This is a genomic window from Variovorax sp. W1I1 (genome assembly GCF_030815625.1).
GTDB lineage: Bacteria > Pseudomonadota > Gammaproteobacteria > Burkholderiales > Burkholderiaceae_C > Variovorax > Variovorax paradoxus_C.
This window is the reverse complement of record NZ_JAUSWZ010000001.1, coordinates 6,774,004-6,800,000: the sequence shown is the minus strand read 5'-3', so window position 1 is coordinate 6,800,000 and position 25,997 is coordinate 6,774,004. Positions and strand designations below refer to the sequence as shown.

At 68.8% G+C, this 25,997-nt stretch carries 18 protein-coding genes; 5 read left to right on the top strand and 13 right to left on the bottom strand.

Annotation, left to right across the window (positions count from 1 at the left end; translation table 11 throughout):
• Positions 1–5: 5 nt before the first annotated feature.
• From QFZ83_RS31595 to phnD (QFZ83_RS31545), 11 genes are all read right to left on the bottom strand, one after another.
• Positions 6–1,967, bottom strand: a complete 1,962-nt coding sequence (locus QFZ83_RS31595; protein WP_307512322.1) for a caspase family protein — start codon at positions 1,965–1,967, stop codon at positions 6–8.
• 152 nt (positions 1,968–2,119) lie between these two features.
• Positions 2,120–3,274 (bottom strand): hypothetical protein, encoded by a 1,155-nt coding sequence (locus QFZ83_RS31590; protein WP_307512320.1) that lies wholly within the window; start codon positions 3,272–3,274, stop codon positions 2,120–2,122.
• A gap of 28 nt (positions 3,275–3,302) precedes the next feature.
• The gene (locus QFZ83_RS31585) at positions 3,303–4,052 is read right to left on the bottom strand and encodes a hypothetical protein (RefSeq protein ID WP_306881858.1); all 750 of its coding nucleotides are present in this window, start codon (positions 4,050–4,052) and stop codon (positions 3,303–3,305) included.
• 29 nt (positions 4,053–4,081) lie between these two features.
• Positions 4,082–5,674 (bottom strand): murein transglycosylase A, encoded by a 1,593-nt coding sequence (locus QFZ83_RS31580; RefSeq protein WP_307512318.1) that lies wholly within the window; start codon positions 5,672–5,674, stop codon positions 4,082–4,084.
• Positions 5,675–5,734: 60 nt separating this feature from the next.
• Positions 5,735–7,660 carry a serine/threonine-protein kinase gene (locus QFZ83_RS31575; protein ID WP_307512316.1) on the bottom strand — a complete coding sequence of 642 codons (1,926 nt, stop codon included), beginning with the start codon at positions 7,658–7,660 and terminating at the stop codon, positions 5,735–5,737.
• Between the two features lie 697 nt (positions 7,661–8,357).
• A complete protein-coding gene (gene tagF, locus QFZ83_RS31570; RefSeq protein WP_307512314.1) occupies positions 8,358–8,999 on the bottom strand; it encodes a type VI secretion system-associated protein TagF in 642 nt (213 codons plus the stop codon).
• A complete protein-coding gene (gene tssM, locus QFZ83_RS31565) occupies positions 8,996–12,595 on the bottom strand; it encodes a type VI secretion system membrane subunit TssM (RefSeq protein ID WP_307512312.1) in 3,600 nt (1,199 codons plus the stop codon). The genes tagF and tssM overlap by 4 nt, the downstream gene beginning before the upstream one ends.
• Positions 12,592–13,956, bottom strand: coding sequence for a DotU family type VI secretion system protein (locus QFZ83_RS31560; protein WP_307512311.1), 1,365 nt, complete (start codon positions 13,954–13,956; stop codon positions 12,592–12,594). Before QFZ83_RS31560 ends, tssM begins: the two co-directional genes overlap by 4 nt.
• Before the next feature lie 31 nt (positions 13,957–13,987).
• Positions 13,988–15,319 carry a type VI secretion system baseplate subunit TssK gene (tssK, locus tag QFZ83_RS31555; protein WP_306881864.1) on the bottom strand — a complete coding sequence of 444 codons (1,332 nt, stop codon included), beginning with the start codon at positions 15,317–15,319 and terminating at the stop codon, positions 13,988–13,990.
• Between the two features lie 143 nt (positions 15,320–15,462).
• On the bottom strand, positions 15,463–16,488 hold the full coding sequence (phnD, locus tag QFZ83_RS31550; RefSeq protein WP_306881865.1) for a phosphate/phosphite/phosphonate ABC transporter substrate-binding protein: 1,026 nt from the start codon (positions 16,486–16,488) through the stop codon (positions 15,463–15,465).
• Between the two features lie 192 nt (positions 16,489–16,680).
• Positions 16,681–17,718: a phosphate/phosphite/phosphonate ABC transporter substrate-binding protein gene (phnD, locus tag QFZ83_RS31545; protein WP_373424094.1), complete on the bottom strand. Its 1,038-nt coding sequence runs from the start codon at positions 17,716–17,718 to the stop codon at positions 16,681–16,683.
• A 175-nt stretch (positions 17,719–17,893) separates the two neighbouring features.
• On the opposite strand from phnD (QFZ83_RS31545), the gene QFZ83_RS31540 reads away from it, so the two are divergent.
• Positions 17,894–19,786 (top strand): hybrid sensor histidine kinase/response regulator, encoded by a 1,893-nt coding sequence (locus QFZ83_RS31540; protein ID WP_307512309.1) that lies wholly within the window; start codon positions 17,894–17,896, stop codon positions 19,784–19,786.
• 122 nt (positions 19,787–19,908) lie between these two features.
• Positions 19,909–20,364: a DUF4375 domain-containing protein gene (locus QFZ83_RS31535; RefSeq protein ID WP_307512307.1), complete on the top strand. Its 456-nt coding sequence runs from the start codon at positions 19,909–19,911 to the stop codon at positions 20,362–20,364.
• A 92-nt stretch (positions 20,365–20,456) separates the two neighbouring features.
• Here the strand turns inward: QFZ83_RS31535 and QFZ83_RS31530 are convergent, their stop codons facing one another.
• Positions 20,457–20,798, bottom strand: a complete 342-nt coding sequence (locus QFZ83_RS31530) for a hypothetical protein (RefSeq protein WP_307512305.1) — start codon at positions 20,796–20,798, stop codon at positions 20,457–20,459.
• 430 nt (positions 20,799–21,228) lie between these two features.
• Between QFZ83_RS31530 and QFZ83_RS31525 the strand changes: the two genes are divergently transcribed.
• Positions 21,229–22,308: an ABC transporter substrate binding protein gene (locus QFZ83_RS31525; protein ID WP_307512304.1), complete on the top strand. Its 1,080-nt coding sequence runs from the start codon at positions 21,229–21,231 to the stop codon at positions 22,306–22,308.
• Positions 22,305–24,260, top strand: coding sequence for an ATP-binding protein (locus QFZ83_RS31520; protein ID WP_307512303.1), 1,956 nt, complete (start codon positions 22,305–22,307; stop codon positions 24,258–24,260). Before QFZ83_RS31525 ends, QFZ83_RS31520 begins: the two co-directional genes overlap by 4 nt.
• Before the next feature lie 3 nt (positions 24,261–24,263).
• Here the strand turns inward: QFZ83_RS31520 and QFZ83_RS31515 are convergent, their stop codons facing one another.
• Complete coding sequence (locus tag QFZ83_RS31515; RefSeq protein WP_307512302.1) at positions 24,264–25,250, bottom strand: GlxA family transcriptional regulator; 987 nt, start codon at positions 25,248–25,250, stop codon at positions 24,264–24,266.
• Between the two features lie 108 nt (positions 25,251–25,358).
• On the opposite strand from QFZ83_RS31515, the gene QFZ83_RS31510 reads away from it, so the two are divergent.
• Positions 25,359–25,991: a cysteine hydrolase family protein gene (locus QFZ83_RS31510; protein WP_307512301.1), complete on the top strand. Its 633-nt coding sequence runs from the start codon at positions 25,359–25,361 to the stop codon at positions 25,989–25,991.
• Positions 25,992–25,997: the final 6 nt, after the last annotated feature.

Genomic DNA, 25,997 nt, shown 5'->3' with positions numbered 1-25,997 from the left:
TGTCGCTACTTGGCGGCCGGGACTTCGCCCGCCCAATGAACCATCGCGGCGAAGGTCTGCCGCTCGCTCTCGGGTTGCAGCGCGCCGCGCACACGCACTTCGGCAACCGCATCGCCCGCGCCCGTGCCGAACAGGCGCGGCGCGCTGTAGGGCGCTGCAGGCGTGGCCAGCACCAGCAGCCGGCCGCCTTCGGCGTTGAACCAGGGCAGCTCGAAGCGCTTGGTGGCGGGCGCCTCGCGCGTGCCGCGCTTGAAGCGGTTGGTCTCGCCCGGGTCCTCGGGGTAGACCTGCCGCGCACCGCCCTGCGGGTCGATGCCGACGATGACGAGGTCCACCGAGCGCGCGCTGGTGTTGCGCACATTGAGCACGGCGCGCTCGCCGCTGCGCAGCGGCAACAGCTTCGCGTCGACCTGCTGCGCGGAGCCGCTGCGCACGAGGCGATCGCCGTTCCAGACTTCGAACACTGCATCGAAGCCGTCGAACTGCGCGTCCTTCGCGATGGTGTAGAGCTGGTTGAGCCACTTGAGGCGGGCCAGCACTTCGAGACGCCGGCGCGCGACGGCGGCATCGGCGGGTGCGGATTTCGCACCGGCGCCAAGCATCGGCGAGAGCACTTCGAGCCGGCCGGCGGACCAGCGCGCATCGGCGCCATCTGTCTCATTCACGGCGATGACTGACGCGGGGTATTCGAGGCTGAGGCCGGGCGGCAAGCCCTGCTCCGCGCGCACGCGCAGCGCGACGGCGGCCGGTTCGCCGAGCGGCGTGATGTTCCAGAGCGCGGCCCCGGGCAGTTCGCGCAGCGCGGCTGGCACCGCCATGCGCGCCTTGTCGTTGAAGGCCTGCACGAGCGTGCCTTCGGCGCTGCGCACGGTGCCGTCGTCCATCGTGGCCAGCACGCGCAACGGCTGCTGCACCACGAGCCCATCGAGCTGGCCGGCCTGCAGCGTGAGCGTGTCACCCGAGCGCTGCGCGCGCCACACGGGGCGCGTCGTCACGGCCTGCGCGCGGTTGGCGAAGATCGGCGCGTCGAGGTTGCCCTCGGCCACCGGCGAGGGCAGCTCGCGCGTTGGGAAGCGCTGCGCGAGTTCGTCGATCACCGGCGGATAGACGGCCAGCACGCCGTCGAACAGATCGCGCCAGGTGGCGGGCTTGCGCGAGAGCGCCTCCACCACGGCCCAGGTCAAAAGGCCCTGCGGGCGCGCGTTGCGGTTCTTGCGCGGCAGGCGCAGCTCGGGGGTGATCTGGTGGCTCTCCGAGGCGAAGAGCGCGACGTAACGCGCGCGCGGCACCGGGTCGGTGACGACGGGGCGCGTCATGGCAACGCGCGCTGCGGGGCCGGGCGCGCCGATCAGTTGCGCGGTGCGCAGGCCCCGCCAGCGCACCTCGTCACCAGGCGGGCCATCGGCGATGGGCGGCGCATCGGTCGTGCTGCGCGTCATCGAGTTCGCCGAGCAGGTGTCGAAGACGGAGGCGACGAACACGTTGCGCGCGAGAAAGGCCTGGATCCATGCGTCGAAGTCGGCATCGCGCAGGTCGCCGGTCAGGGCAGTGTCGGCGCCCAGCGTGCCGCGCACATCGCGGGCGAGGAAGTTCTCGGAAAGGCCGTCGGGCTCCTGGTAGCGCTTGCTGCTGTCACGCAGCCGCGTGCCGTGTCCGGAGAAATAGAGCAGCACGAAATCGCCGCTTTTCGACTGCGCGAGCAGGCGGCCGAGGGCTTCGTGGATCGCTTGCGATTCCGGCAGCGCCGAGCCGCTCACGCCGTCGGCGAGCACGGTGATGTCGGCGGGCGCGAAGCCTTGCTTCAGGAGCGCGTCGCGCATGAGCATCACGTCGTTGCGCGGTGCCTGAAGCCACAGGGCCTGCGGCTGGTTGACGAGTTCGGAGACGCCGACGAGCAGGGCGCGCTGGGTGGCGAAGGAAAAGCTGCTGCAGGCAAGCAGCCACGCCATCAGGAGCGCTTGCAGCAAGCGCCGCTGTGTTGCTCCCTCTCCCCTTGGGGAGAGGGCTGGGGTGAGGGCCGACGGCAATAGCGAGGGCGGTGCTTTTGCGAAGGCACCTTCCCTCACCCTAGCCCTCTCCCGCAAGCGGGAGAGGGAACAAGGCAGCACGCCGATCAACGTCATGGCCGCTCCGAAGCCGGCCCGGCCGATTCGACCAGTGGCGAGGCCGCGAGCATCGACAGCCCGCCGACCGGATCGTCCACGCGCAAACGCCAGACGCCGTTCGTGCCCGGCCCGCCGACCACTTCAGCCGACATCGTGCGCAGCAGCCGGTCGGCCTCGTCGACGCGCACGCCATCTTTCCAGCGCACGACCAGATTGGCCTGCGCCATAGCCGGCGCGGTGGGCACGTTGCGAAAACGGACCTCGTCCTCTTCCGATCCACGCCCGCCGAGCAGGCCGACGTTCTGCACCACTACGCACAGGGCAAGCACCGCGAATGCGGGGCGCATCCATCCATCGGCGCCGAACCAGCGGCGGATGCTGCCCCACCAGCCACCCTCGGGCCGCTCTTGCGGCCGGGCGCGTGGAGGAACAGGTGCGGCCGGTGCGGCCTTGGCCGATGGCGTCAGCGCCGAGCCCAGTTGCAGACCGACCGTGCGGTACAGCGCCTGGTAGTCGGCGCGCGGGTCGCGCGCGCCGAGCGGCGTGCCCGAGAGCACCGAGAACACGCCGCCCACGGTGCGCAGCGCGATATGGCCGGGCTCGGGCGCGATGGGCAGCACCTTCTGCTCGGCCCACTCGTCGTGCACCGCGCGGATCGCCGCGAGCCGCGTGGCCGAGACCTCGCCGAGCACGCGGGCGCAAAGCTGCGGGCTGGGTTCGAGCGTCAACACGTTCCAGGCTTGAATGAGGCCGAAGGCTGGCTCGAAGGGTTCGTCGTCGGGTTCGAGCAGCACGTCGAAGGCCGATGCCCAGTCGGCCTCGCCCGCGGCCATCCAGCCCTGCCAGAGGTCGCCGTGGATGCAACGGTCCAGCAGCACGCCGAGCAGCCGCCCTTCGTGCAGCACGCTCAAGAGGCGGCCCGGCGCCCAGCGTGCGGTAAAGCCGCGCTGGGCGACAGCCTCGCGGCGCCGGGCCAATTCGGTGAGAGGGAGCAGCAGGTCCTGCAGCACGGGCGTGGCTGCGGGTGCGGCCTGCGGCGTGGCTTGGGACGTGGTGCCCGGCATGGCCACCGTGGCCACGCCAGCGGCTGCTGCATCGGGCACGGCGGCGTGGCCGGTTTCGAACGCGTTGCGGATCACGCTGAGCGGGGGCCAGAGTTCGGTGTTCATGGCGGTCTGTTCCTGAATGGCTATGTCTTCAGGCATAAGACGCTTCAGCACCGAGGATTTTGAAAACCTGCAGGATCGCCGCCATGTTTTCCGCCTCGATGGCGATGCCCAGGGTCTGCTGGATCCAGCCGCCCAGCCGGGTCTTGGCGTAGTCGGCGGTGAGGCCCTCGCGCTTGTGCACGAGGCCCAGCCGCCCCGCGCGGTAGTGGTAGGAGGCGATGGCATGGCGCGAGGCGATGCCCGAGAGCCCGCCTTCGGCCTCCTTGCCGAAGCCCTCGCACAGCAGGATGCGCTCGGGCTCGGGCAGCTCGGCGATGAAGGCGCGCGCGGCCAGTTGCACCGCCTGTGCGCTCAGGCCGTGTTCGGCGAGGCAGCCGTCGAGGTCGTCGCCGGCACCGATCTCGTCTTCGAGCTGCGCCTCGGTGATCTGGTCGCCGATGGAGAGCTTGCGTCGGAACGAGCTCGCGCGCGTGCAGTCGATCAGGTAGCGCCGGAAGTACGCGCAGAGCGCGAAGGCGGTCGAGGGCGCACTGTGGCTCGCACGCTCGTCGGCCTCGTCCGGATCGGCGTCGAGCCGCAGCACCTTCACATAGATGAACTGCGCCACCAGCTCCTGCCGCCCTTCGCCCAGGATCTGCAGCTCGGGCGGATTGCAGGCCACGAGCGCATCGCCAACGATGCGGTACATGGTGCCCATGTCGTTCGAGGACAGCGTCTGCCGCCGCCGCCAGAGGCGGACGAGTTCAGTGCTTTCCGCGGACGAGAGGGTTTCCTGCATGAGGAGACAAGGTTCAAGCCAGGGTCGGGTCAGTCATCGACGCACTGGCCTTCGGTCGGCACCAGGCACTGCGGCAAGCCCGCGCCCACCGCGGCGCCGCGCGTGCGGATCGCCGACGACACCGCCGCCTGTGCCACGGCGAGGCCGCGCGGCAGAAGAATCCAGAGCTGGCCGCGCTCCTTCATGCGGCGCGCGTTGGTCGCGGCGGCTTGGCCGTTGCCGAAGAAATAGTCGGCGCGCACCGCACCGCGGATCGCGCCGCCGGTGTCCTGCGCGATGGTCAGGCGCTGCATCGGCGCGCCGCTGCCGGGCGTGCGTGTCGAGACGAACACCGGATAGCCGAGCGGCGTGCTGCGCGGATCGACCGCAATGGAGCGGCCCGCCGACAGCGGCACGCCGAAGGCGCCGACCGGTCCGCCCGATGGCGAGGTCGCTTCCTTGAAGAACACATAGCTCGGGTCCTTGATGCCCGAACCCGCCACTTCGCCGGCCGTGCGGCGCCCCGGCACCACGACCGCGCCGCTGGCGGTGGGCCGTGCGAGCGTGAAGCCGCGGGTGCGGATCACGCTGTTGTCGACGCTGCCGACATCGTCGTCGTCACCGTCGTCGAGTTGCAGTTCGATCGACGAGCCGCGCACCTTCACCGCGCTGCGCGGCTTGCCGTTGGCGGCCTGCGCGATGGTGGGACGGAAGGGCTGGCCGTTCTGCTCGGCGTAGGCCACGCGAATGGTGTCGCCATTGGCCAGCTTGATGCGGCCCGAGCCCTGGATCTGCATTTCGTAGAGCGCGGTGGCGCTGCTCACGAAGGCCAGCACCTTGGCATTCGGCGCGCCCTTGGTCTCGATCTCTTCACGCGTGTAGTACGGCAGCAGTTGCTTGCCCTCGATGCGCATGCGCACCTTGCGGTCGAGCGTGTCGCGGGTGATCGCCGAGAGGTCGAGCGCATAGAGGCCGGGCGCGCCCATGTCGCGCGTGCTCAGGCCCGTCTGCACGACCACGTTGCGCCCTTCGACCTTCGCGGCCACCGTGCCGCTGCCGGCCGGGAGCTTCCGCGCATCGGCGAACAGCATGTCTTCCGGCTGGCCGTACACGGGGTAGATGAACGGCGCGCCGTAGGTGCGGCTGCCCGCGATCTCGGGCTCGAAGTAGCCGGTGACCACGCCATCGGGCTTGCGGTCGTCGTCGCGGATCTGGTAGGCCGAGAACTCGCTCTCGAAGAAGCCGCGGATGGCGTTGCGGTTCTTGCCGTCGACCTTGCCGGCGCGGTCGCACACCTCTTTCCACTCGGCGCCGCGGCCGGTGAGCACCTTGCAGCTGCCGAGGAATGCGGGCCAGGTCTCGGAGAAATCGTCGCGCGACCAGCCCGGCATCGCATCGAAGCTCACCGCGGTGTAGGTGGCGAGTTGTGTCGAGAAGGTGCGCGCCTGGCCGGCCACGCTGGCGCCGGTGGAGGCGGGGCGCGAACTGGTGGTCGATGACGTGTCGGTCGCGGCCGTCGTGTCGGTGGTGGTAGCCGCTGGCGGCGGGTTGACGCAGCCCGCCAGCGACGCGACGGCTGCGAAGGCGGCCCAGCGGATCAGCGTGGAGCCAGTGAAGCGTGGCGACTGTGAAGAGGTATGCATGAAAGTCTCCTTGTCCGAAAAAAGCGGCCATCGAGCCGATGGGCCAACGTCTACAGACGATTACTTCTCGACGATTTTGAAATTCGCGACGCCATAGACGTCGTTGCACGGGGCGCCGGGCGCGCAGGTCGGCTTGCCCAGCAGCGGCGACGGGCCGGTGCCGCGCGTGGCTTCGAGCGCCGAGAGCACCGGCAGCGGGAACTGCGGAAACACGCCGTCGTTCTGCACGCCGGAAGCACTGAAGTCGCGCTCGTGTTCGCTGACGAGCACCGCGAACTGGTTGGTGCCGGCGGGCCCGCCCGCGTCCATCGGCCACGAGGCGCGCGGCAGCGCGAGCGCGCTGTTGGCGTTGATCTTGTTGTACTTGTCCAGCAGGTTCGGGAACAAGAGGAACATCTCGCCGCCGCTGGACAGGAGGAACACGTAGACGAAGCCGTCGCGCTTGCTGCGGACCTCGAAGGCGAGCTTGTCCTTGCCGATGTTGACCTCGGGCTTCTTCGCCGTGGCCGTGACCTCGAAGCCCGGCGCGGCGCCGGCCGCGAGCGACTGCAGCGATTCGAGCGGCGTGCGCGGTGCTGCCGGAGGAGGCGGTGGCGGAGGTGGAGGCGGCGGAGGGTCCAGCTTCGTGACGTTCTCCAGCGGCGGTGGCGGCGTGGCGATGGCGACGTCCTGCTTGTCGGTTCCGCCCGCGCGGCCCTGGTACCACCACCAGCCGCCGCCCGCGACGGCGGCAACGACGGCGATCGAGGCGATGGCGGCAACGGCCTTGCCCTTGCCCGCGCCGCTGTTGCCGCTGCCGGGTGCGGGCGCCGGTGGCGGTGGCGCCTTCTTGCCGGCTATCACCGTGGCGGCGTTCGCGTTCGAGCCCGTGTTGTTGTTCCCGCCACCGGTGCGCGCGCCCGAAGGCGGCTGCGTGCGCGGCGTCGGCGCGATGCTGTGGCCGACTTCCAGGTCGAGCGCCGCGCGCAGGTCAGCCATCGACTGCGGCCGCTGCTCGGGCCGCACGCCCAGGCCCGCATCGATCGCCTGCAGCAGCTTCAAGCTGTAGCGCTGGCGAAGGATGTCGTTGCCCGCGAGCGGCACGTAGCTGTCGGACAGGAGCCGCGCCACCGAAGGCGGCGGCGCGCGGCCGCACACGGCCACGTGCATCACGGCCGCGAGCGCGTAGACATCGGTCCATGCGCCTTGCGACATGTCGGGCATCTCGGCGTACTGCTCGATGGGCGCGTAGCCGGGTTTCAGGATGACGGTGATCGCCTGCGTCTTGTCTGTGATCACGCGGCGCGCGGCGCCGAAGTCGAGCACCACCGGACGGCCGGAGCCTTCGAGCAGGATGATGTTGTCGGGCGCGATGTCGCGGTGGTAGCAGTTGGCGTTGTGCATCACGCCGAGCGCCTGGGTCACGCCATCCATGATGCGGATGAGCCATGACTCGTCGACGCCCGCGGGGATGGCGACCAGTGCTTCTCTCAGCGTGTCGCCTCGGTAGAAGGGCATCACCATGTAGGTGGTGCCGCGCTCTTGCCAGAACCTGTAGACCTTCAGCAGTGACGGGTGGTCGAACTGGGCGAGGAGGCGGGCTTCGTTGATGAAGCTGCGCATGCCGAGGTCGAAGGTTTCTCTGTGCCGCTCCGAGAGGGGGACGACGGTGCCGTCGTTCTGCCTTGTCGAGAGAGAGGTTGGCAGGTACTCCTTGATGGCGACGACGCGTTCGAGGTCGTGGTCCCAGGCTTCGTAGACGACGCCGAAGCCGCCTTGGCCTATGACTCTTGTGATCTCGAACTCTGCTAGGCGGCTGCCTACGGGGAGGAGGCCTGCTTCATGCGTTGCTGATGCGGGGCTTGTGACCGGGACGTTGGAGAGGCTTGTCACGCCTGCGCTGATTACGGTTGCGGCGGTGTCGCCGCTGGCCGTTGTCTGCTGCGGCGCGGGTCTGGAGACGACCCTTGTGCGGTCGTCTTCCGGCGGGGGGGCGTTGTCGGTCATCGACCTGCTCCTGCGGGGTGAACGCCTTTTTGAATTTGTTTTCCGAGGCCGGGTGTCGCCCCGGCAGGCGACTTACTTTCTTTTGCTTCGCCAAAAGAACGTAAGCAAAGAAAAGGCGACCCCACTGTCTGCGACCCCTGCGCTTCGCTACGGGGCAACCTGCGGTGCTCGCGTTTCGCGGGGTCCGCAGAACTCGCTTCGCTCAAACAGCTGCGGCCCTGATCCGCGAAACGCTCCGCTCCTCGGCGCAGCCAGAGGGGGGTAGATACCGAACGGGCCATTGCTTCGCTCGGCCCGAAGGGCAGACACGCTGCGCGTGTCTGCCTTGAGTTGGTTGTTAGGTGCTGTTGGCAATTGCTGCGCTCAGCGAAGCGACGACCGGGGGCGCCTTGAGCGCCGAGCGCAGCGAAGGCCCGTGAGCTGGCCGAGCGCAGCGATGGCCTGCTGGTCCCCAAAGCCCTTCTGGCTGCGCCGAGGAGCGCAGCGGTTCGCGGATCAGGGCTCGCAGTTGTTTGAGCGAAGCGAGTTCTGCGAGACCCCGCGAACCGCGAGCACCGCAGGTTGCCCGTAGCGCAGCGAAGGGTCGCAGACAGCAGGGTCGCCTTTCTTTTGCCTACCTTTCTTTGGCGAAGCAAAGAAAAGTAGGTCGCCCGCCGGGGCGAGACCCGGCCTCGGAAAACAAAAGGAAGCAAGGAAGTCATTCCCCACCCCCAAGAAACAAAGCTTCGAACTGCGCATCGCGAGGCAGCCCAGTCGCAAGCATCCGAACCCCACCTTCAACAGCCGGATCGCCAAGCCACAAAGAAGCCCCCGCCGCAGGCATTTCCAGCAACTCGACGCCATCGACAGAACCGGCAGCAGCAGCCACGAACAGCCGTCCAAGCACGGCATCGAATCTCAGCGCATCGAGATCCCCATCCAGTCCCTCAAGCGCAGCCTGAGTCGCCAAAGCCCACCACTGCAGCGCGGCAACCAGCGCCTCACCCTGAAGCGCATCCGACACATCGCCAGCCAGTTCAACAGCAAGGGTGAACGGAAAGTACCGCCCCACCCCATCGACAGAAGGCATCAACACCCCGATCCACGCGCGCTCGCCAGCGACTTGAGGCCCCAACGCAAAACACCAGATCGGCGCCTCAAGGTAGTAGGTAGTCCAGTCCGCATGCCGATCCCGCAGCCGGGCAAGCCCCCGCTGCAACCACTGATCCCACACCGTGCGAAACGACTCCGGCAACCGCCGATGCGCAAAGTCCCCCATCCCCGGCAATTTGCCAAACCACCCAGGCAATTCAGTCGAGGTAAAGAGAGATGAAGAGGAAGAAGAAGTGGCCAAACTCACAACCCCTCCGGACAAGAAAACTCCCGCAGCTCGCGCAAGCGAATCGGATGCTGCACGCTGTTCGTCGTCACTTCAAACCGCGTCTTGCGCGCGCCAACCTGGAAGGTGATGAAGAACTTCTCCGGCGCATCACCAGCTTCAAGCTGCCCATCGTCCAGCGCCCGGAACAGCGCCCACGGCCCATCGACCGCCGAGCCCGAACTGCCGGTCGTCGACGGCGGACTCACCTGAATGCGCACCTGGTTGCTGCCCTTCGGCCCCGGCCACTGCACAGCCATCGGCACCACTGGGCCATGCGCGTACTTCACAAGCTGCCCATCGACATCGAGGATGAACTGCGTGATGCCGGCATCCATCTCCACCGGCTTGAAGTCCAGCCGCATCGAAGGCCCGCGGCCACCGGCGCGGAAGAAGATGTCCTTGATGCGCGCCGCACGCTCGAACTGCGCGAGCGCCTGCGTGGTGATCGCGCCGCGCTCGGCCACGGGCTTGTAGCGCCACGGCCGCGTGCTCGTGTCGACCAACGCGGCCAGCCGCTTCTGGAAGAAGTCGTCCATCAACCCGCCGGCGCCGAACATCTGGCCGAAGTCCTCGGGCAGCACATCGCGCTTGCTCGTCGGCGAGAACGGATAGCGGCCCGCAATCGCGCGCGCGCAAAACTCGGTCACCGGGCGCAGGTCCTGGCTCAGGTTGCCGCGTTCGGCCACCTGCGCCTGCGCGGCGCCCGACTGGCTCAGGTTCTCGACCATCGAGCGCACCGGCTCGGGCAGGCGCCCCGCATCGGCCTTGAGCTTGCCGGCCACATCGCCGGGCGGCGGCGAGGTGCGGCCCTTCACGGCCGTGTCGACCGCGTTGAGGTACACGTACACCTCGTTGAAGAGCTTCAGCGCATCGTCGAGCGGCGCGGGCTGGCCGGGCGCCGCGGCGGTGACCAGGCGACGCAACGGTTCGAAGCGATCGTCCACGATACTCTCGATGCGCTTGCCGCTTGCGACCGGCTTGTTGGGGTCGCCGCCGAACAGGTCTTCCAGGCCCTTGCGGGTGCTGGCGACGGTGGCGGTGGCCTTGCTCACCACGTCCTTGGGTTGATCGGCGGGGATCAGCGTGGTCTCCTTCACCACGGCGCGCAGGAAGTTCGCGAGCGGCGAGCTCACGCCCGAGAGGATGCGCGCGGCCTCGATGTTCTTGTCGAGACCCGTGGCGCGAATCAGCCGCACATCGCCGAGCAGCGCTTCCCACTGCTTCACGTATTCGGCGAGGTACAGGCGCCGCACGCGGTCGGTCAGCGCGCCGAGTGCGGCCACGTCGCGCAGGCGGTCGGCGGCACCCTTGTCCTGTCCGAGCACCCACGGGTCTTCGGCGGCGAGCAGGCCGGTGAGCACCGTCACTTCGTTCTGGAAGCGCTTGTGATAACCGTCGTAGGTGAACATGCCCGGCACGCCTTCGGTCAACGGCTTGCCGCTGATGCGCTCGAACACGAGCGGCGCCGAGGGGCCGGCGGCCGTCGCCACGCTGAAGCCCGGAATGTCCTTGGTCGCACGCTGGCGCTTCAGGCGGCTGAACACGCGCTGTTCCAGCGGGTAGCTCGCGAGCACGGCGCGCACGCTGCGCACCAGGTTCTCGTCCATCTTGAGCGGCGAGCGCGGCGGGCCTTGGGCGATGAGCACGTCGAGCTGCTCTTCGAGGGCCATGCGCTGCTCCTCGGGAATGCCGCGGTCCAGGCTGCGCGCCCAGTCGAGCGTGATCCAGGCCTTCAGCGCCTCGGGGTCGAAGTGCTCGGGCTGGTAGAGCATCAAATAGCTCTTGAGCGCTTCGTAGGTGTACTCGAGGTTGTCCTTCTGCGCGGTGCGCAGCTGGTCCTCGATGCGCTTGGCGATCTGCGGCAAGAACACGTCGTTGAGCGCGCGCTGGTGCGCAAGGCGCGCGGCGGCATCGAGCTTGTCGCCCTGGTAGAGGCCCAGCGTCATGCTGAGCGGCTCATCGCCCTGGCGGTTCTCGGGTGTCTTCCAGATGTCGCGTATGCCCTGCATCACGGGCGCGACTTCGACCAGGTTCTGCAGCTGCACCGGCAGGTTGGCCAGGCTCTTCTGCGCAGGCACGGCGCGCGCCTCGACCGACTTCAGGTAGTTCGTGTTCTGCCAGGTGCTGTAGCCCCAGCCCGCGATGAGGCCGACGGTGACCAGCGTCATCGCGGCCACGCTCGTCATGCGCACCAGATGGCGGCGGCGCTCCAGCTTCACGTCGGCACCCGCGAGGCGCTGCTCGGGGAACACCACGTCACGCAAGAGCGATGTGAGGAAGTAACTGCGGCCGCTCGACTTCTGCGGCGCAAGCATCGCGCGCTCGATGCCGAAGCTGCGCGACAGGCTGCCCATCACGCGGTCGATGGGGCTGCCTTCCTGCGTGCCGCTGGTGAAGTACACGCCGCGCACCCACGGCGGCTGCGCGAAGCGCGAGCCGGTGAACACCTGGTCGAGCAGGTCCGACAGCAGCGAGCCGATGGAGCCGAACTGGGCGGGAAAACCGAAGATCGCCGCGCGCCGCCCGCCGTCGGTCTCGCGCTGCATGCGCGGAATGAGGCCGTCGTTCACCCGGTTGTGCAGCAGCGCGAACTCGCGGTGGAAGGCGGTGGAGAGGCCCTTCTCTTCGGTCTGCACGTTCTCGTCGGCCGGCAGCGTGAAGCCGAAGACCTGCGCGCGATGTTCCTTGCCGAGGTCGTCGAAGTAGTCGGTGAAGCCATAGAGCAAGTCGCTCTTGGTGACGAGCACGTACACCGGCAGGCGCGTGGTGAGCTTGCTGTCGAGTTCGAGCAAACGCGCGCGGATCGATGCGGCGAGTTGCGTGCGCTGCTCGGGTCCCTGGCTCAGCAGGTCGGCGACGCTCACCGTGAGGAACACGCCGTTCAGCGGACGGCGCGGGCGCGCCTTCTTGAGCAGGCCGAGGAAGCCTTCCCATGCGTTCTTGTCCTCGGTCTGGTGGCTGTCCTGCGTGGTGTAGCGGCCGGCGGTGTCGATGAGCACGGCCTCATCGGTGAACCACCAGTCGCAGTTGCGCGTGCCGCCCACGCCGCGGATCGCGCCGGGGCCGAACTTCTCGGCGAGCGGGAACGAGAGGCCCGAGTTCACGAGCGCCGTCGTCTTGCCCGCACCGGGCGCGCCGATGAACACGTACCAAGGCAGGTCGTACAGATAGCTGCCGCCCGAGATCGACATCCAGTCGCGCCAGCCCGGCTTCTTGCCGGCGGCGTGCAGGCGCATCTGCTTCAAGGTGGCGACGGCTTCGCTGAAGCGCGTGTCGAGGATCTTCTGCTCGCCGTTGGCCGGTGCGTCGGTCTTCACCGTCGGCGCTTTCATGAGGCCGTCGGTCAGGTGCTGGCTCGCACGGCGCGCGCGCCAGCGCCGCCACAGCACGCGCAGCACCACGATGAGCACGATGGCGCCGATGAGCAGCCAGCGCGCCATTTCGCTTTCGAGCGGCGCGAGCGAACCGATCTTCACCAGCGGGCCGATCCACCAGATCAAAAGGCCGACGACGATGAGCGCGAGCAGCGTCAGCAGCAGCGGGCTGAACAGGAAGCCGAAGATTTTCTTGATCATTTCGTCGCTCCTGGAACGGGAGCAGCCGGCGCAGGTGCCACCGGCGAAGCGGAGGCAATGCGCTCGGGCTCGGTCAGCAGCACGATGTCCACGCGGCGGTTGCGCGCGCGGTTGGCGGGCGTGTCGTTGGCGGCCACTGGCTCGGCGTCGGCCTTGCCGTCGGAGCGCATGCGCGCGGGGTCGACCAGCGTGGTGAGCGCGCCCTTCACCGCATCGGCGCGCGCGGCCGAGAGGTGCCAGTTCGACGGATAGCGCAGCGACCGGATCGGCTGGTTGTCGGAGTGACCGGTGATGAGCACGTCGCCCTTCACCTCGGCCAGCGCCTGCCCGATGCGGCGCAGCACCGGCAGCGAGGCGGCCATCGGCTCGGCGCTGCCGGAGCCGAAGAACGAGTCGCCGCGCAGGCGCACCACGCTGCGGTCGGCCTCGTCGGTGACGGTGACGAGGCCCTGCTTCACCTCTGGTTCTAGGAAGCGCGCGAGGCGCGGCGTCTTCGCAGGCGGTGCCGGGGGCGCGATCTGGATGTTGGGCACGCGCAGGCCAGAGACGGCCGCGTACGTGGTGTCGGAGCGCTGGTTCAGCATGATCTGCATGCCCACCCACGCGAGCGCGAGCAGGAACGCGAAGCCCGCCGCGAACACCCACAACGGCAGCGACTCGCGCAGCCGCACCGTGCCCGCGCCCTGCCCGCGCCAGTGCGGCGAAAGCTCGGGCTCGACAGCCGGACGGTCCTTGGCGATCAGGTCGGCCAGGCGCTGGCGCACCGAGTCGAGTTGCGCGCGGCCGTTGTCGACCACGCGGTAGCGGCCTTCGAAGCCGAGTGCGAGCACGCTGTAGATGAGTTCGAGCAACTGGCGGTGCGTGGGCACGTCCTGCGCGAGCTTGGCCAGGAGCTGGAACACCTTTTCGCCGCCCCAGGTCTCGTTGTGGAACTGGACAAGCAGGCTCTGCTTGTTCCAGCCGGCCTGCACGCCCCAGGGCGTGTTGGCCACGGCTTCGTCGAGCGCGGTGCACAGCACGTAGCGCGCGGCGAGCACCGATTCGTTGCTCACGCCCGAGCGGCGGGCGCTGGCATCGAACTGGTTCACCGCATCGGCGGTGGAGGCGCGCAGCGCCGGCACGTTGGGCGGCTGCGCGAGGTTGCGCAGCTTGCCGATCAGCACCAGCAGCTTGCCCGCGGCGGAGACCAGCGGATTGAGCAGCCCGATCTCGCCGACTTCCACGGCCGGCGTCGGATCGGCACCGCCGAAGAACGGTGCGGGCGCAGCGGCCGGCGGCGTGCCGGCCGGCGTGCGCGGCTTGGGCTTGATGACCGTGCGCTCCGACTCGAAGGCGGCAAAGGGGTCGGGAGGTGTGCTCATGATGGTGTTCCGTTTCCGTCAGCCGCTGGGGCTAGGAACGAATGGCCCAGAAGGCGAGGTCCAGGCCCGGGAAGTCGCCGGCGATGTGCATCGCGATGCCGCCGGATTGCTCGAGCTGGCGCCACAAATCGCTGTTGCGCGTTTCGAGTTCGAAGTAGTTGGCGCCCGTGTGAAAGGGAATCTGGCGCGGCGCAACCGGCATCGGCGTGAGCGTGACGCCCGGGAGCGCCAGGTTCACGAGGTCGCGGATGCGCTCGACCGGGCCGATCTTCACTTGCGTCGGGAAGCGCGCGCGCAGCGCCTCGCTCGGCATGTTCGCGTTCACCGCGAGCACGAAGGTGGCCTTGCGCTGCAGTTCCACGTCCGTGACCATCGCCACGCGCACGCCGTGCTTGCGGTCGTGCAGCTCGATGCGGATGGCCGACTGCTCGAACACCATCGAGAGGCTACGGCGCAGGTCGTCCATCACCGGGCGGAAGCTCAGCGCGAGGTCGTCATGAATATAGGGACCGAAGCGCGCGACGCGGCGCGTATCGCGAAAGCTCGACAGGTCGCCGGCGAGGCCGAGCGCATGTTCGAAGAAATGCTGCGGGTGCAGCATCGCGCTCTTCGCGAGGTGCGCAAAGATGGCCTCGTTGCGGTTCACCGCCTGCAGCAGCATGAAGTCGGCGATCTCGGCCACGCCGCCGGTGCCGCCCTGCGTCATGCGGCCGGCGAGCGCCTCGCCGCGCTGGCGCAGCAGGCCGAGCAGTTCGTCGAGCCAGGCGCGGATCACCGCATGGCCGGCCACGTCGAGCAGCGGCGGCAGCATCCCGCGATCGAGCTGCACCTGGTTGTCGGTGCGGCGCTCGACCACGCGGGCGACGCCCATGGTGGTCCAGGCGTCGGTGGCTTCGCTGGCGCGCATGAGGCGCGTGTGGAGCTGCCCGAGCTGCAGCATCGCGGTGCGCTCGCCGGCGGTGTTGGAATCGGGCACGTCGGACTCGAGCACCCGGTGGCGCACCAGCTCTTCATATTCTTCCGCGTCGGCCTCGCGCGCACCGGCGCGGCGCAGCGGCAGCGCGAGCACCACCGGCTCGTCGCGCATCGTGGAGGGAATGTCGATGGGTTCGGGCAGCGGATCGACCGCCGGCATGTCGAACACCGTGCCGTCGCCGAAGATGCCGACCGCGCGCACGAGTGCGAGCTTGCCCAGCGTGAGGGCCGCCTGGTCGATCTCGAGTTCGGCAAAGCCCCAGGCGTAGGGCGTGGTCGAACGCAAGAGCACATGCCTCGCATGGTCGGCATGACGCTCGCTCTGCTGCAGGTGCTGAGGCTGCAACAGCATCCCCTCGCTCCAGACCACTTTTGTTCGCCAACTCATCCGCACTCCGTCAACGGCAAGGGTTGCCTGAAAGAAACACGAAGTTTCCGGCGCGGAGGGCGGCGGGCAAATCCGCCTAATGGCCTAGACGAAGGGGTTTGGAGCTACGGCGAAGGGACTAGGCGGGCCGTCCCGGCGATGTGTCAGCGCCCGCCGGCACGCAGCGTCTGCACCTGCTCCGCATACGCTTTCTCGATGCGCTGCAGCCGCTGGGCGCGCGCCGCCTCGTTCACCCAGGCGGCGGCCATGGCGCGCTGCTTGCCGAGTTCGTACTCCAGCCGCGCCTCGGGCAAAAGCGCGCTGTCGTCGGCCGCGACATAGCCGTAGGCCGCGCGCAGGTTCTTGAGCACTTCACGCTCGCCATCGGCGTGCGGGCCCTTGCCCTGCCCGTAGGTGATGAGGAAGTTCTGCAGCTTCGCCTGGAACTCGGGCGGGTAGTTGCGCCGCACCACCATCGGCGCGCCGGGAGGCGGGGTGGACTCCCAGATCACCTGGAGCCGTTCGGCCTCGATGGGGAACTGCTGGCGGAAGCGCTCGAGGTCGGTGGTGTTGTTGGTGGCCACGTCGGCGTCGCCGTTGGCCACGGCGAGCGCGGTGGCCTGGTGGGTGCCGACGAATTCGCTGCGAAAGCGGGTTTCCATCTCGATGTTGTTCGGCAGGAACAACTGGCTCTGCGGCACGACGAAGCCGGTGACCGAACGGCTGTCGCCGCGCGCGAGGCGCCAGCGCTCGGGCTGGGCGAGCATGCCTTCCAGGGTGTTGAGCGGGCCGGCCTTGCGCGCGAGCAGCACCGCGCGGTGCTCGGGCATGCCGGGGCGCCGCGCGATCTGGGCCACGACCTTCATGCGGCGCTGCATCACGGCATCCAGCGCCATCTTGGCGGAGAGAAAGGCCATGTCGATCTCGTCCTTGCCGATGGCGCGGTCGAGTTCCTCGTACGACGGCACCGAGTACGCATTGACCGGAATGCCGAGGGAGCGGCTCATGTCGGCCATGAAGGGCGTCCACAGGGCGCGCGACTCGACAGTGCCGCCGAGCGGGAGCACGCCGAAGCGGATCGTCTGGACCGGCTTCTCGTTCACTGCTTGCGCCAGGGCGAGCGACGGCGGGAGCAGCCCGGTGGCTGCAATGAAGGCGGCTGTCAGCAGGTACTTGAGTGCGGGGGGCATGTCGCGGCTTGGCTTGTTGAGGAGTGCTGCTTGCTGCTGTTCAGGGCGGGTGCACAGACCACCGGGTACTCCCCTCCGCGAATGTCCCCCGGGCTGCGGCCTCCTCCCTGATTTCGCTGCGGGGAGCACCCGATGCCCTGCGCACGCGAGGCGCTGTCGTCGTGCCGGGCGGTCGAGTGTTGCGCGGATCGGTCAAGGCGCGATGTCCCTGAGCACGCTGACCTGCTCGGCGTAGCCGTTCTCTATGCGTTGGAGCCGGGCCTGCTTGGCGGCGTCGTTCACGAACTGGGCCGTCACGGCGTTCTGCTTGGCCAACTGGTAAGCGAGCTTGGCCGCGGGTTGCAGCGAGCTGTTGTCGGCCGCCACGAAGCCGGCCAGGTCGTGCAGCGACTTGAGCACCACGCGCTCGGCATCGCCGCGCGGGCCCTTGCCGCGGCCGTAGGCGGTCAAGAAGGCCTGCACGCGGCTTCGCAGTTCGGCCGGATATTCGCGCCGCACCACGATCTGCGCGTGGGGAATCAGTTCCGACTCCCACAGCACCTGCAGCCGCTGCGCTTCGGCCGGAAAGCGCAGCTTGAAGCGCTCGAAGTCGGCCGAATTGTTGGTGGCCACATCGGCCTCGCTGTTGGCCACGGCGAGCGCGTTGGTCTGGTGGGTGCCGACGACCTCGCTCAAAAAGCGGGTCTCCATCACGATGTGGTTCGGCAAGAAAAGCTGCAGTTGGGGCACGATGAAGCCGGACACCGACTGCTTCTCGCCGCGCGCGAGGCGCCAGCGGTCGGGCTGGTCGAGCAGGCCCTTCAACGTGTTGAGCGGCGGCGTCTTGCGCGCCAGCAGCAGCGCCCGGTAGCCGGGCAGGCCGTCGTGCCGCACGACCTGCGCCACCACCTTCATGCGGCGCTGGGTCACGGCGTCCAGCGCCATCTTTCCGGAGAGAAAGGCCATGTCGACCTCGTCGCGCTGGATCGCCTGCTCCAGCGCCTCGTATGAATTGACCGAGAGCACGCTCACCGGACGATGGATGGCGCGGCTCAGTTCGGCCAGCAGCGGGTCCCAGTCGCTGCGCGACTCGAAGGCGCCGCCCAGCGGCAGGATGCCGAAGCGCACCGGGGCGCTGTCCGGAGGGGCCGTCTGCGCTGCGGCAGCCATCGGCAGGCCGACCAAAAACGCCAGGGCCGCCGCCCGCAACACGGTACGAAGAACGGCGGGAACAACGACAAGGCAGCGCATGGAAACCAGCATTTTTTGGGCCGAAAGGCGTAGGGCCGCTGCGCACCAGCGGATCTAACATGGGCAACGCGGACGCCATTAAATAGCAAATACAAGTTAATTTTGTGATGTTTTTCCTGTCTTCCATGTTTGGCGTTGGGCTCCTAAGCTCGCGGCCCATGGACTCAAGACCTCGATGAACTGGAACTTCCGCGTCCTGCGTGGGCTCGCCCGCCTCACCTTCGCCCAGCAGCTGATCCTGCTGGCGCTGGTGCCGGCGACCGCGGCCACGCTGACGGCCATCGCCGTGCTGACGCGCCAGCACCTGGGCAACCTCACCGAACTGATGCGCGCCAATGCGCAGACGGTGGCGCTGCAGGTGGCCACGGTGGCGCAGGCGCCGCTCTCGCGCATGGACAAGCGCGCCCTGCAGCGCACGGCGCAGTCGGGCACCTACCAGCCGCATGTGCAGCAGGTGCAGATCTGGACGGAAGACGGCGAGATCGTGGCCAATTCCGAAACCGTCGACCGCGCGCGCGGCGAGGGCCTGCAGGTGGTGGTGCCGATCGTGGCCGACGACGGGCGCCACAACGGCAAGGTGATGGTCGAGATCAGCCTCTCCGCGGTGCAGAACGCCCGCCGCTCGGTGTGGCTCAACGTGGCGGTGGTGCTGGCGATCAGCCTGCTGGGCGTCGGGCTGGCCGGCTGGTGGGCGGCGCGGCGCATCAGCGAGCCGATCCGTGCGCTCGGCAAGGCGGTCGACCGCCTGGGCGCGGGCGAGGACGCGAGCGTGGCGATCGAAGGCACGTCCGAGGTGCAGCACCTGCAGTTGGGATTCAACCAGGCGGCGCGCGCGCTCGCCGAGAGCCGCCGGCTGCTGCAAAGCCGCATCAACGAGGCCACGGCCGAGCTGGCGCGCAAGAACGCGCTGCTCGAAGTGGCGAGCCAGGCCAAGACGCGCCTCTTGGCGGCGGCGAGCCACGACCTGCGCCAGCCGCTGCATGCGCTCACGCTTTTCTCGGACGGGCTGGCCAACGGCGAGACCGATCCGGTGAAGCTGCAGCGCATCGGCCACATCCGCGAATGCGTCGAATCGCTGGACCGGCTTTTCTCGGAACTGCTGAACCTGTCGCAGCTCGATGCCGGCGTGCTGCAGCCGCAGTGGGCCGACTTTCCGCTGGACCGCCTGTTCGACGAAATCAGCCGCAACTTCCGCCCGGTGGCCGAGCAGCAGGGCCTCCGGCTGGTGGCGCGCAAGACCGAGCTGTGGGTACGCTGCGACTACGTGATGCTCTCGCGCATCCTGAACAACCTGGTGTCGAACTCGCTGCGCCACACGCTCGAAGGCGGCGTGCTCATCGGCGCGCGGCGCCGCGGCAAGGGCGTGCGCATCGACGTGGTCGACACCGGCGTGGGCATCGCCGCGCAGCACCAGACGCGGGTGTTCGAGGAGTTCTATCAGGTGGAGCCGGCCGGCCGGCCGTCGGCGCGCGGTGCGCGCGGCATGGGCCTGGGCCTCGCGACGGTGCAGCGGCTGACCGAACTGCTGAACACGCGGGTGGAGCTCAGCTCGCGGCTGCACAAGGGCACCTGCGTGCGGGTGCTGGTGCGCTCGGCACCGGCCGCGCTGCCGTCGCCCGCGCCGTCGCCGGTGGCCGCCGGCATGGAGGACGGGGAACCGAGCCTTGCGAACCTGCGCATCCTGGTGATCGACGATGAGCGCACGATCCTCGAAGGGCTTTCCGTGGTGCTCGCCAACTGGGGCGCCGAGGTGCTGGTCGCGCAGACCCGCGCCGAGGCGCTCGCGCTGGCCGACACCTGGGCCGAGCCGCCCGACGTGGTGGTGAGCGACCTGCTGCTGCAGGGCGGCGACAACGGGCTCGATGTGATCGCCGCGCTGGAGCGTCATCCGCGCGGCATCGGCCCCGGCACGGCGCGCCTCCTGGTCACCGGCGAGACCAAGCCCGATCGCCTCCGCGAAGTGGCGAGCGCCGGCATCGCGGTGCTCTACAAGCCGGTCTCGCCGCGGGTGCTGCGCCAATCGATTCACGCGCAGCGCGCCGCGGCGCTGCTGAACGTCGTGGAATAGCCGAATAGCCGAATAGCCGCAGTCGAGCAGTGCCGGCGGGCATCTGCCTTGAACGGCTGCGTTCCAGAGGATCAAATGCCGGCGTCACCAATCGCCAATCGCCAATCGCCAATGAGATATTCATGCCGTCTTTGACCACGATCCCATCGTCGGAACTCGCGAACGACAAGGATGCTCGCCTTTGGGCCTTGGTCATGTACCTCGCGGAACACAAGGAGGCGCAGACGCTTCCAGGCTTGAAGTCATTTTGGCTGGCCTACATCTACGACGCAGAGGTGCAAAACGGTGGGCACCTTCAGTACTTTCACAACCGGGGAAGCGCCTCTGTCCCTGAAACACTTGAAGCTCTGCGAACGATCGGGGCAGACAGGCAGGCTGAGCTGCTGCGAGACTGCTGGGCGGATCTCGTGAGCCAGCCCGTCCCACAAACCGAGTCGCTTCAAGCGTATGCGGACCTCGCAGCTGAAGACCGATTCGAACGACAGGATTCCGAGTACTACGAACAACAGCCTGAAGTCTTGGAAAGGCTTGGGACGCACTATGAGACCCAACTTGTCGAATGGGTCGCCGTCGCATGAAAACAGGGGGCAATCCGCCCGGCCCCGTGGATGGAAAGCCTCACTGCATCAGACATGGAACTGCGACCGATACCCCACACCGGACGTGACGCTCATTCATGCTCAAGCTGCTGGGTCAAGATGTGACTGCACTTCGCCTGCGCGTACTCGTGCGCTTCGTCTTCAACAGCTTTGCCGCGCTTGTCCATCTTCGCGGCTTGTGAAATGACATCCGCTCTGTATCGCTGACGGCATGTGCAAAACGCCTCGATCGTTTTGCGCGTGAACAACGCGCGCAGTTCAGGTTTCACCTCAATACCTGCAACGCAGCTGGCGGTGTTCTCCTTGATCAACTGGGCGCGAAATTTGCCGCTGGCTTCCGGGATTTCCGTTGAAAGAGCGGGCCGTGCCAGGAGGAAGAGCGCAACGATCGCAGCGTAATTCTTGAACTTCATCTTCAATTTCCTCGAGGAGTCATCGTGATTTCCGCGCATGTGCCGCACGGATCCAGCTTGTGTGGGCCGCTTCGATCCCATCGTGCGTTGCGCAATCAAGTTGCGCAAGCAGCACGTCAACGACATCGGCTGCTGTCGGTTGGAGAGGATGAGAACAACAGCACAACGCCAGCCATCCGGCACGGCGATTGCGGCCAGAAACGCCGCGAGAGCGGGCTGGGGCCGCAAGAGCCTTTGCGGCGCAAGGTCAAGGCCTGTTTCGGCTGACAACGGCCCTACGCCATCTGACATAGGCCGTGCGGCCGCCGCGGTGTGAACTTCATCACACTGACACAGGGTCGCGGGGACGGACATAGCCCCTCCGCCTTATCGCGCGAAACAGGGCGTCTCCTTACATTGGGTCATGCACCCTCGCTGCAGAAGCAGTCACATGTCCGTCGTCGCGAAACACCTCTTCCATCCCTTCCCCGGAAGGCTGCGCGGCGCAGTGCGCGCGGCGCTGGCCTTCGGCCTGACCGCGGGCGTCGCGGTCGGCCTGCTCGGCCTGTCGATGGCCAGCCGCGCGGCCGCCGCCCCCAGCCTCACCGTGCTGATGAGCGACGACAACCCGGCGCATTCGGAATTCGTGCAGCAGTTGCGCGCGGGCCAGGAGCCGGGCGGCCGCTTCGAGCTGGTGCGCCTCTCGCCGACCGGCGAGATGCCGCAGGGCGTCGAGACCGCCAGCGCCGATACCGAAGCCCGCGCCAATGCGGGCGTTCGCACGCGCAGCATGCGGCCCTCGGCGGCCGATGCGAACCTCACCATGGCGGTGGGCGCCGCGGCCGCGCGCGCCGCCGTCGAACGCCCCGGGCAGGAGCCGCTGGTGCTGGCGATGCTGAGCCGGCTCGACTACGAGGCCTTGAAGGCCGCGAGCCCCGCCTTGAAGCGCGGCGACCGCCGCGTGGGCGTGCTGCTGCGCGACCCGGCCATGGCCGACCAGCTCGCGCTCATCCATGCGGTGCTGCCGCAGAAGCACCGCATCGGCGTGGTCGCCACGCCCGAGTCGGAGCCGCTGGTGCGCGAACTGCAGCGCGCCGCGCAGGGTGCCAACCCGGCCTGGGAGGTGCGCGTGGAGTACGCGCCCGATGCCCGATCGCTCGCCGCCGCGCTGCGCACCGTCGTGCCGATGAGCGATGCATTGATGGTGCTGCCCGACCTGATCGGCGACAACCAGGCGGCCACGCTGTCGGTGCTGCGCGCGGGCGCGAGCGCGGGCCTCGCGGTGTTCGGCGCCAGCGAAGGGCTGGTGCGCTCGGGCGGCCTGGCGGCAGCGGTCTCGACGCCCTCTCAACTCGCACAACAAGCCCGCCTGCTGGGCCAGAAGGTGGCCGTCGCAGGCAGCAGCAACAGCCCGCTGGTGGAAGCGGCGACACCGGCCACCGTGCGCGTCAACGCCACCGTGGCACGCGGGCTCGGCCTGCGCCTGCCGGAGGAACGGGAGCTCACCGACCGCCTCGCGGCCCCGCGATGAACGCCCCGCCGCCCCCGCAAGGTCCGGTGCCCGCCGGCGACGACGCGGTGCATCCCCGTGCCGCGTCCGCGCTGGTCGTGCGCGGCAACCTGCAGGGCGACCTGTTCCGCCTGGGCGTGGTGCCGTGCGCGGCGGTGGCGCTCGCGCTCACCGGCTGGTTCACCCACAACCGGCTGCAGACGCTCGAAGCCCAGTTCGATGCCGAAGGCGAGGCCGTGGCGCGCCAGGTGGCGGCCATGTCCGACCTGAGCCTGTACGCGGGCGATGTGCCGGCGCTGCAGAACGTGGCCAATGCGGCGCTGCGCGGCGGACAGGTGATGCGGGTGGAAATCAGCAACAGCGCGGGCGTGTATGTCACGGCCGGGCCCAAGACCGAATCGCTCGCGCAGCTGCGCATGTTCACCTCGCCGGTCACGCTGCGCGAGGCCTCGCGCGCCAGCGCCTTCGCGCCCGCGGGCTCCACCGCCGCGGGCGACACGCCCATCGGCCTGGTGCAGACCTTCCGCGACACCACGGCCTATGCGCGCGAGCGCAGCCGCTCGCTCATGGCGGGCATCGGCATCGCGCTGGTGGCGCTGCTGGCGGCGTGGGCCTCGGTGCGCCACATGGCGCGCACGGTGGCGCGGCCGCTGCGGCGCGTGTCGCGCACCGTCGCCGCGCTCGAAGCCGGCCACTTCGACATGCGCTGCGAAGTGGTCGAGGGCGGCACCCGCGGATCGCACGAACTGGCCGTGCTCGCGCACGACATCGACCGGCTCGCCGAACGCCTGCAGCACAACCGCCAGGTGAGCGAGGAGCGGGTGCGCGAAGCCACTGCCGTTGCGCTGCAGCGCATGGCCGAGGCCGAGCAGGCGGCGCTTTCGCGTGCGCGTTTTCTCGCGGCCGCGAGCCACGACCTGCGACAGCCGCTGCATGCGATGGGCCTCTTCATCGACGGCCTGCTGCCCACCGCCACGCCGGCGCAGCGACCGGCCGTGCTGCGGCTGCAGGAGAGCACCGAGTTCATGGGCGTGCTGCTGGACGACCTGCTGGAAATCTCGCGGCTCGATGCACAGGTGCTCACGCCCACCATCACCCGCATCTCGCTGGCCGCCCTCTTCGACCAGCTCGATGCGCAGCATGCCGCCGCCGCCATCGAGGCGCGCGTGCGGCTGCGCTGGAGCGACCGGGGCCTGGCGGTGCGCACCGACGCGGCGATGCTGCAGCGCATCGTCAACAACCTCGTGGCCAATGCGCTGCGCCATGCGCCCGAAGGCGGCACCGTGCTGGTGGCCGCGCGGCGCATCGCGTCCGGCGTTCGCATTGAAGTGCGCGACAACGGCGTGGGCATCGCGCCGATCCACCAGGGCCGGATCTTCGAGGAGTTCTACCAGGTGGCGAACACCGAGCGCGACCGCCGCCGGGGCTTCGGCCTGGGCCTGGCGATCTGCGCGCGCATCGCGACGCTGCTGGGCACCCGCATCACCGTGCGCTCGGCGCTGCAGGCCGGCAGTACCTTCGCCTTCACGCTGCCCGCCGCGCGCGCCGCCGACGTCGTGCTGCCCGAGCCCGCACCCGTCGCACCCGCGCCGCTCGCGGGCCTGCGCTGCCTGGTGGTGGACGACGACCCCGCCATCCTCGACGGCAGCCGCGCGCTGCTGGAGCAGTGGGGCTGCGAGGTCGAATGCGTGGCCACCGGCGCCGAGGCCATCGCACGGATGGGCACGGGCGACATCCATTTCGATGCGGTGCTGTGCGACCTGCAACTGGCCGGTGATGGCGACGGTGTCGACGTGATCGAAGCGGCCAAGCGCCTGCAGCCCGATGCGCTCGCGGTGCTGGTGTCGGGCGCGACAGGGCCAGAGGTGCTGCAGCGGCTGCGGCATGGCGGCGTGATGCTGCTGACCAAGCCGGTGCCGCCGGCCAAGCTGCGCGCGCTGCTCACCACACGGCGGCACGCGCACGCGGCCTGAAGCTCAGGCCGCTTCCGCGGTGCGCGAGAACTGCCTGCGATACACCGTCGGCGACACCTTGAACGCCGAGGTGAAGTGCTTGCGCAGCGACACCGCGGAGCCGAAGCCCGCGCCGGTGGCCACGCGCTCGACCGGATGGTCCGTCGTCTCCAGCAGGCGCTGCGCCAAGGCGAGGCGCTGGTTCTGTATCCACTGCCCCACCGTCGTTCCCGTCGATTCGCGAAAGCGCCGCGTGAAGGTGCGGCGGCTCATCAGCGCGCGGCGCGCGAGCTCGTCGAGTTCGTGCGGCACATCGAGATGCTTGCCCAGCCATTCGAGCAAGGGTGCGAGCCGGTCGCGCTCGGCCGTCGCGGGCATGGGCTGCTGGATGTACTGCGCCTGCCCGCCCTGCCGGTGCGGCGCGACCACCATGCGCCGCGCCGCGCGGTTGGCCGTCTCGGCGCCGTAGCGCACGCGCAGGAGATGCAGGCAGCAGTCGATGCCCGCGGCCGTGCCGGCGGAGGTGAGCACGTCGCCGTCGTCCACGTACAGCACCTCGGGCTGCAGGCTCACCTTCGGATATTGCCTGGCGAACGTGGCCGCGAGGTTCCAGTGCGTGGTGGCGGGCCGGCCGTCGAGCAGCCCGGCCTCGGCCAGCACGAAGGCGCCAAGGCAGAGGCCGACCACCGTGGCGCCGCGCCGGTGCGCGGCCTGCAGCGCGCGGATGAGTGCAGGCGGTGCGGGCCGTCCATCGTCGCGCCACGAGGGCACCACCACGATCTGCGCCCGGCGGATCGCCTCCAGCCCATGCGGCACCACCAGATCGAAGCCCGCGTTGGTCCGCAGCGGCCCCGGCTCCGGCGCGCACACGCGCATGCGAAAACGCGGCGCGCCCGTCTCGGTGCGGTCTTCGCCGAACACCATGCAGGGCACGGACAGATGAAAGGGGCTGATGCCGTCGAAGGCGACGACGGCAATGGTTTCGGTGGTCGTGGTGGTTGTGCGGGCCATGGCCCGATCTTATCGATGATTGGCTATCGGGCCACTTTCGGCGAGACGGTGAAAGGCGAAGAATCGAGCCCATACCAACCACAAGCAAGAGAAGGAGCCAGACAGACCATGAGCAGCACCACCGCCCCCCGCCGCGCCCTCGTCGTGATCGACGTGCAGAACGAATACTTCGAAGGCGGCGGCCTGCCGATCGAGTACCCGCCGATCCTGGACACGCTGCCCAACGTAACGAAGGCGATGGACGCCGCCCGTGCAGCCGGCGTGCCCGTCGTCGTGGTCCGCCACCACGCGCCCAAGGGCGCCCCGGTGTTCCAGGCCGACACCCACAACGGCCAGTTGCACCCCGAGGTCGCGAACCGTCCGCGCGATCACCTCGTCACCAAGACCTTCCCGAGCGTGTTCACCGGCACCGACTTCGCCGACTGGCTTGCTCGCCACGAAATCGACACGCTGAGCGTGGCCGGCTACATGACGCAGAACTGCGATGCATCGACGGTGTTCGAGGCGATGCACCGCGGCCTGAACGTGGAGTTCCTCGCCGACGCAAGCGGCGCACTGCCGTATGCAAACGACGCAGGCAAGGTCACAGCGGAAGAGATCCACCGCGTCTTCAGCGTCGTGTTCCACAGCAACTTCGCGGCCGTGACCTCGACCGCCGCGTGGATCACCGCGATGCAGGAAGGCCAGACCATCGCGAAGGACAACGTGGTCATGTCCAACCGCCGCGCGCGCGGCGTCTGAAGCGGG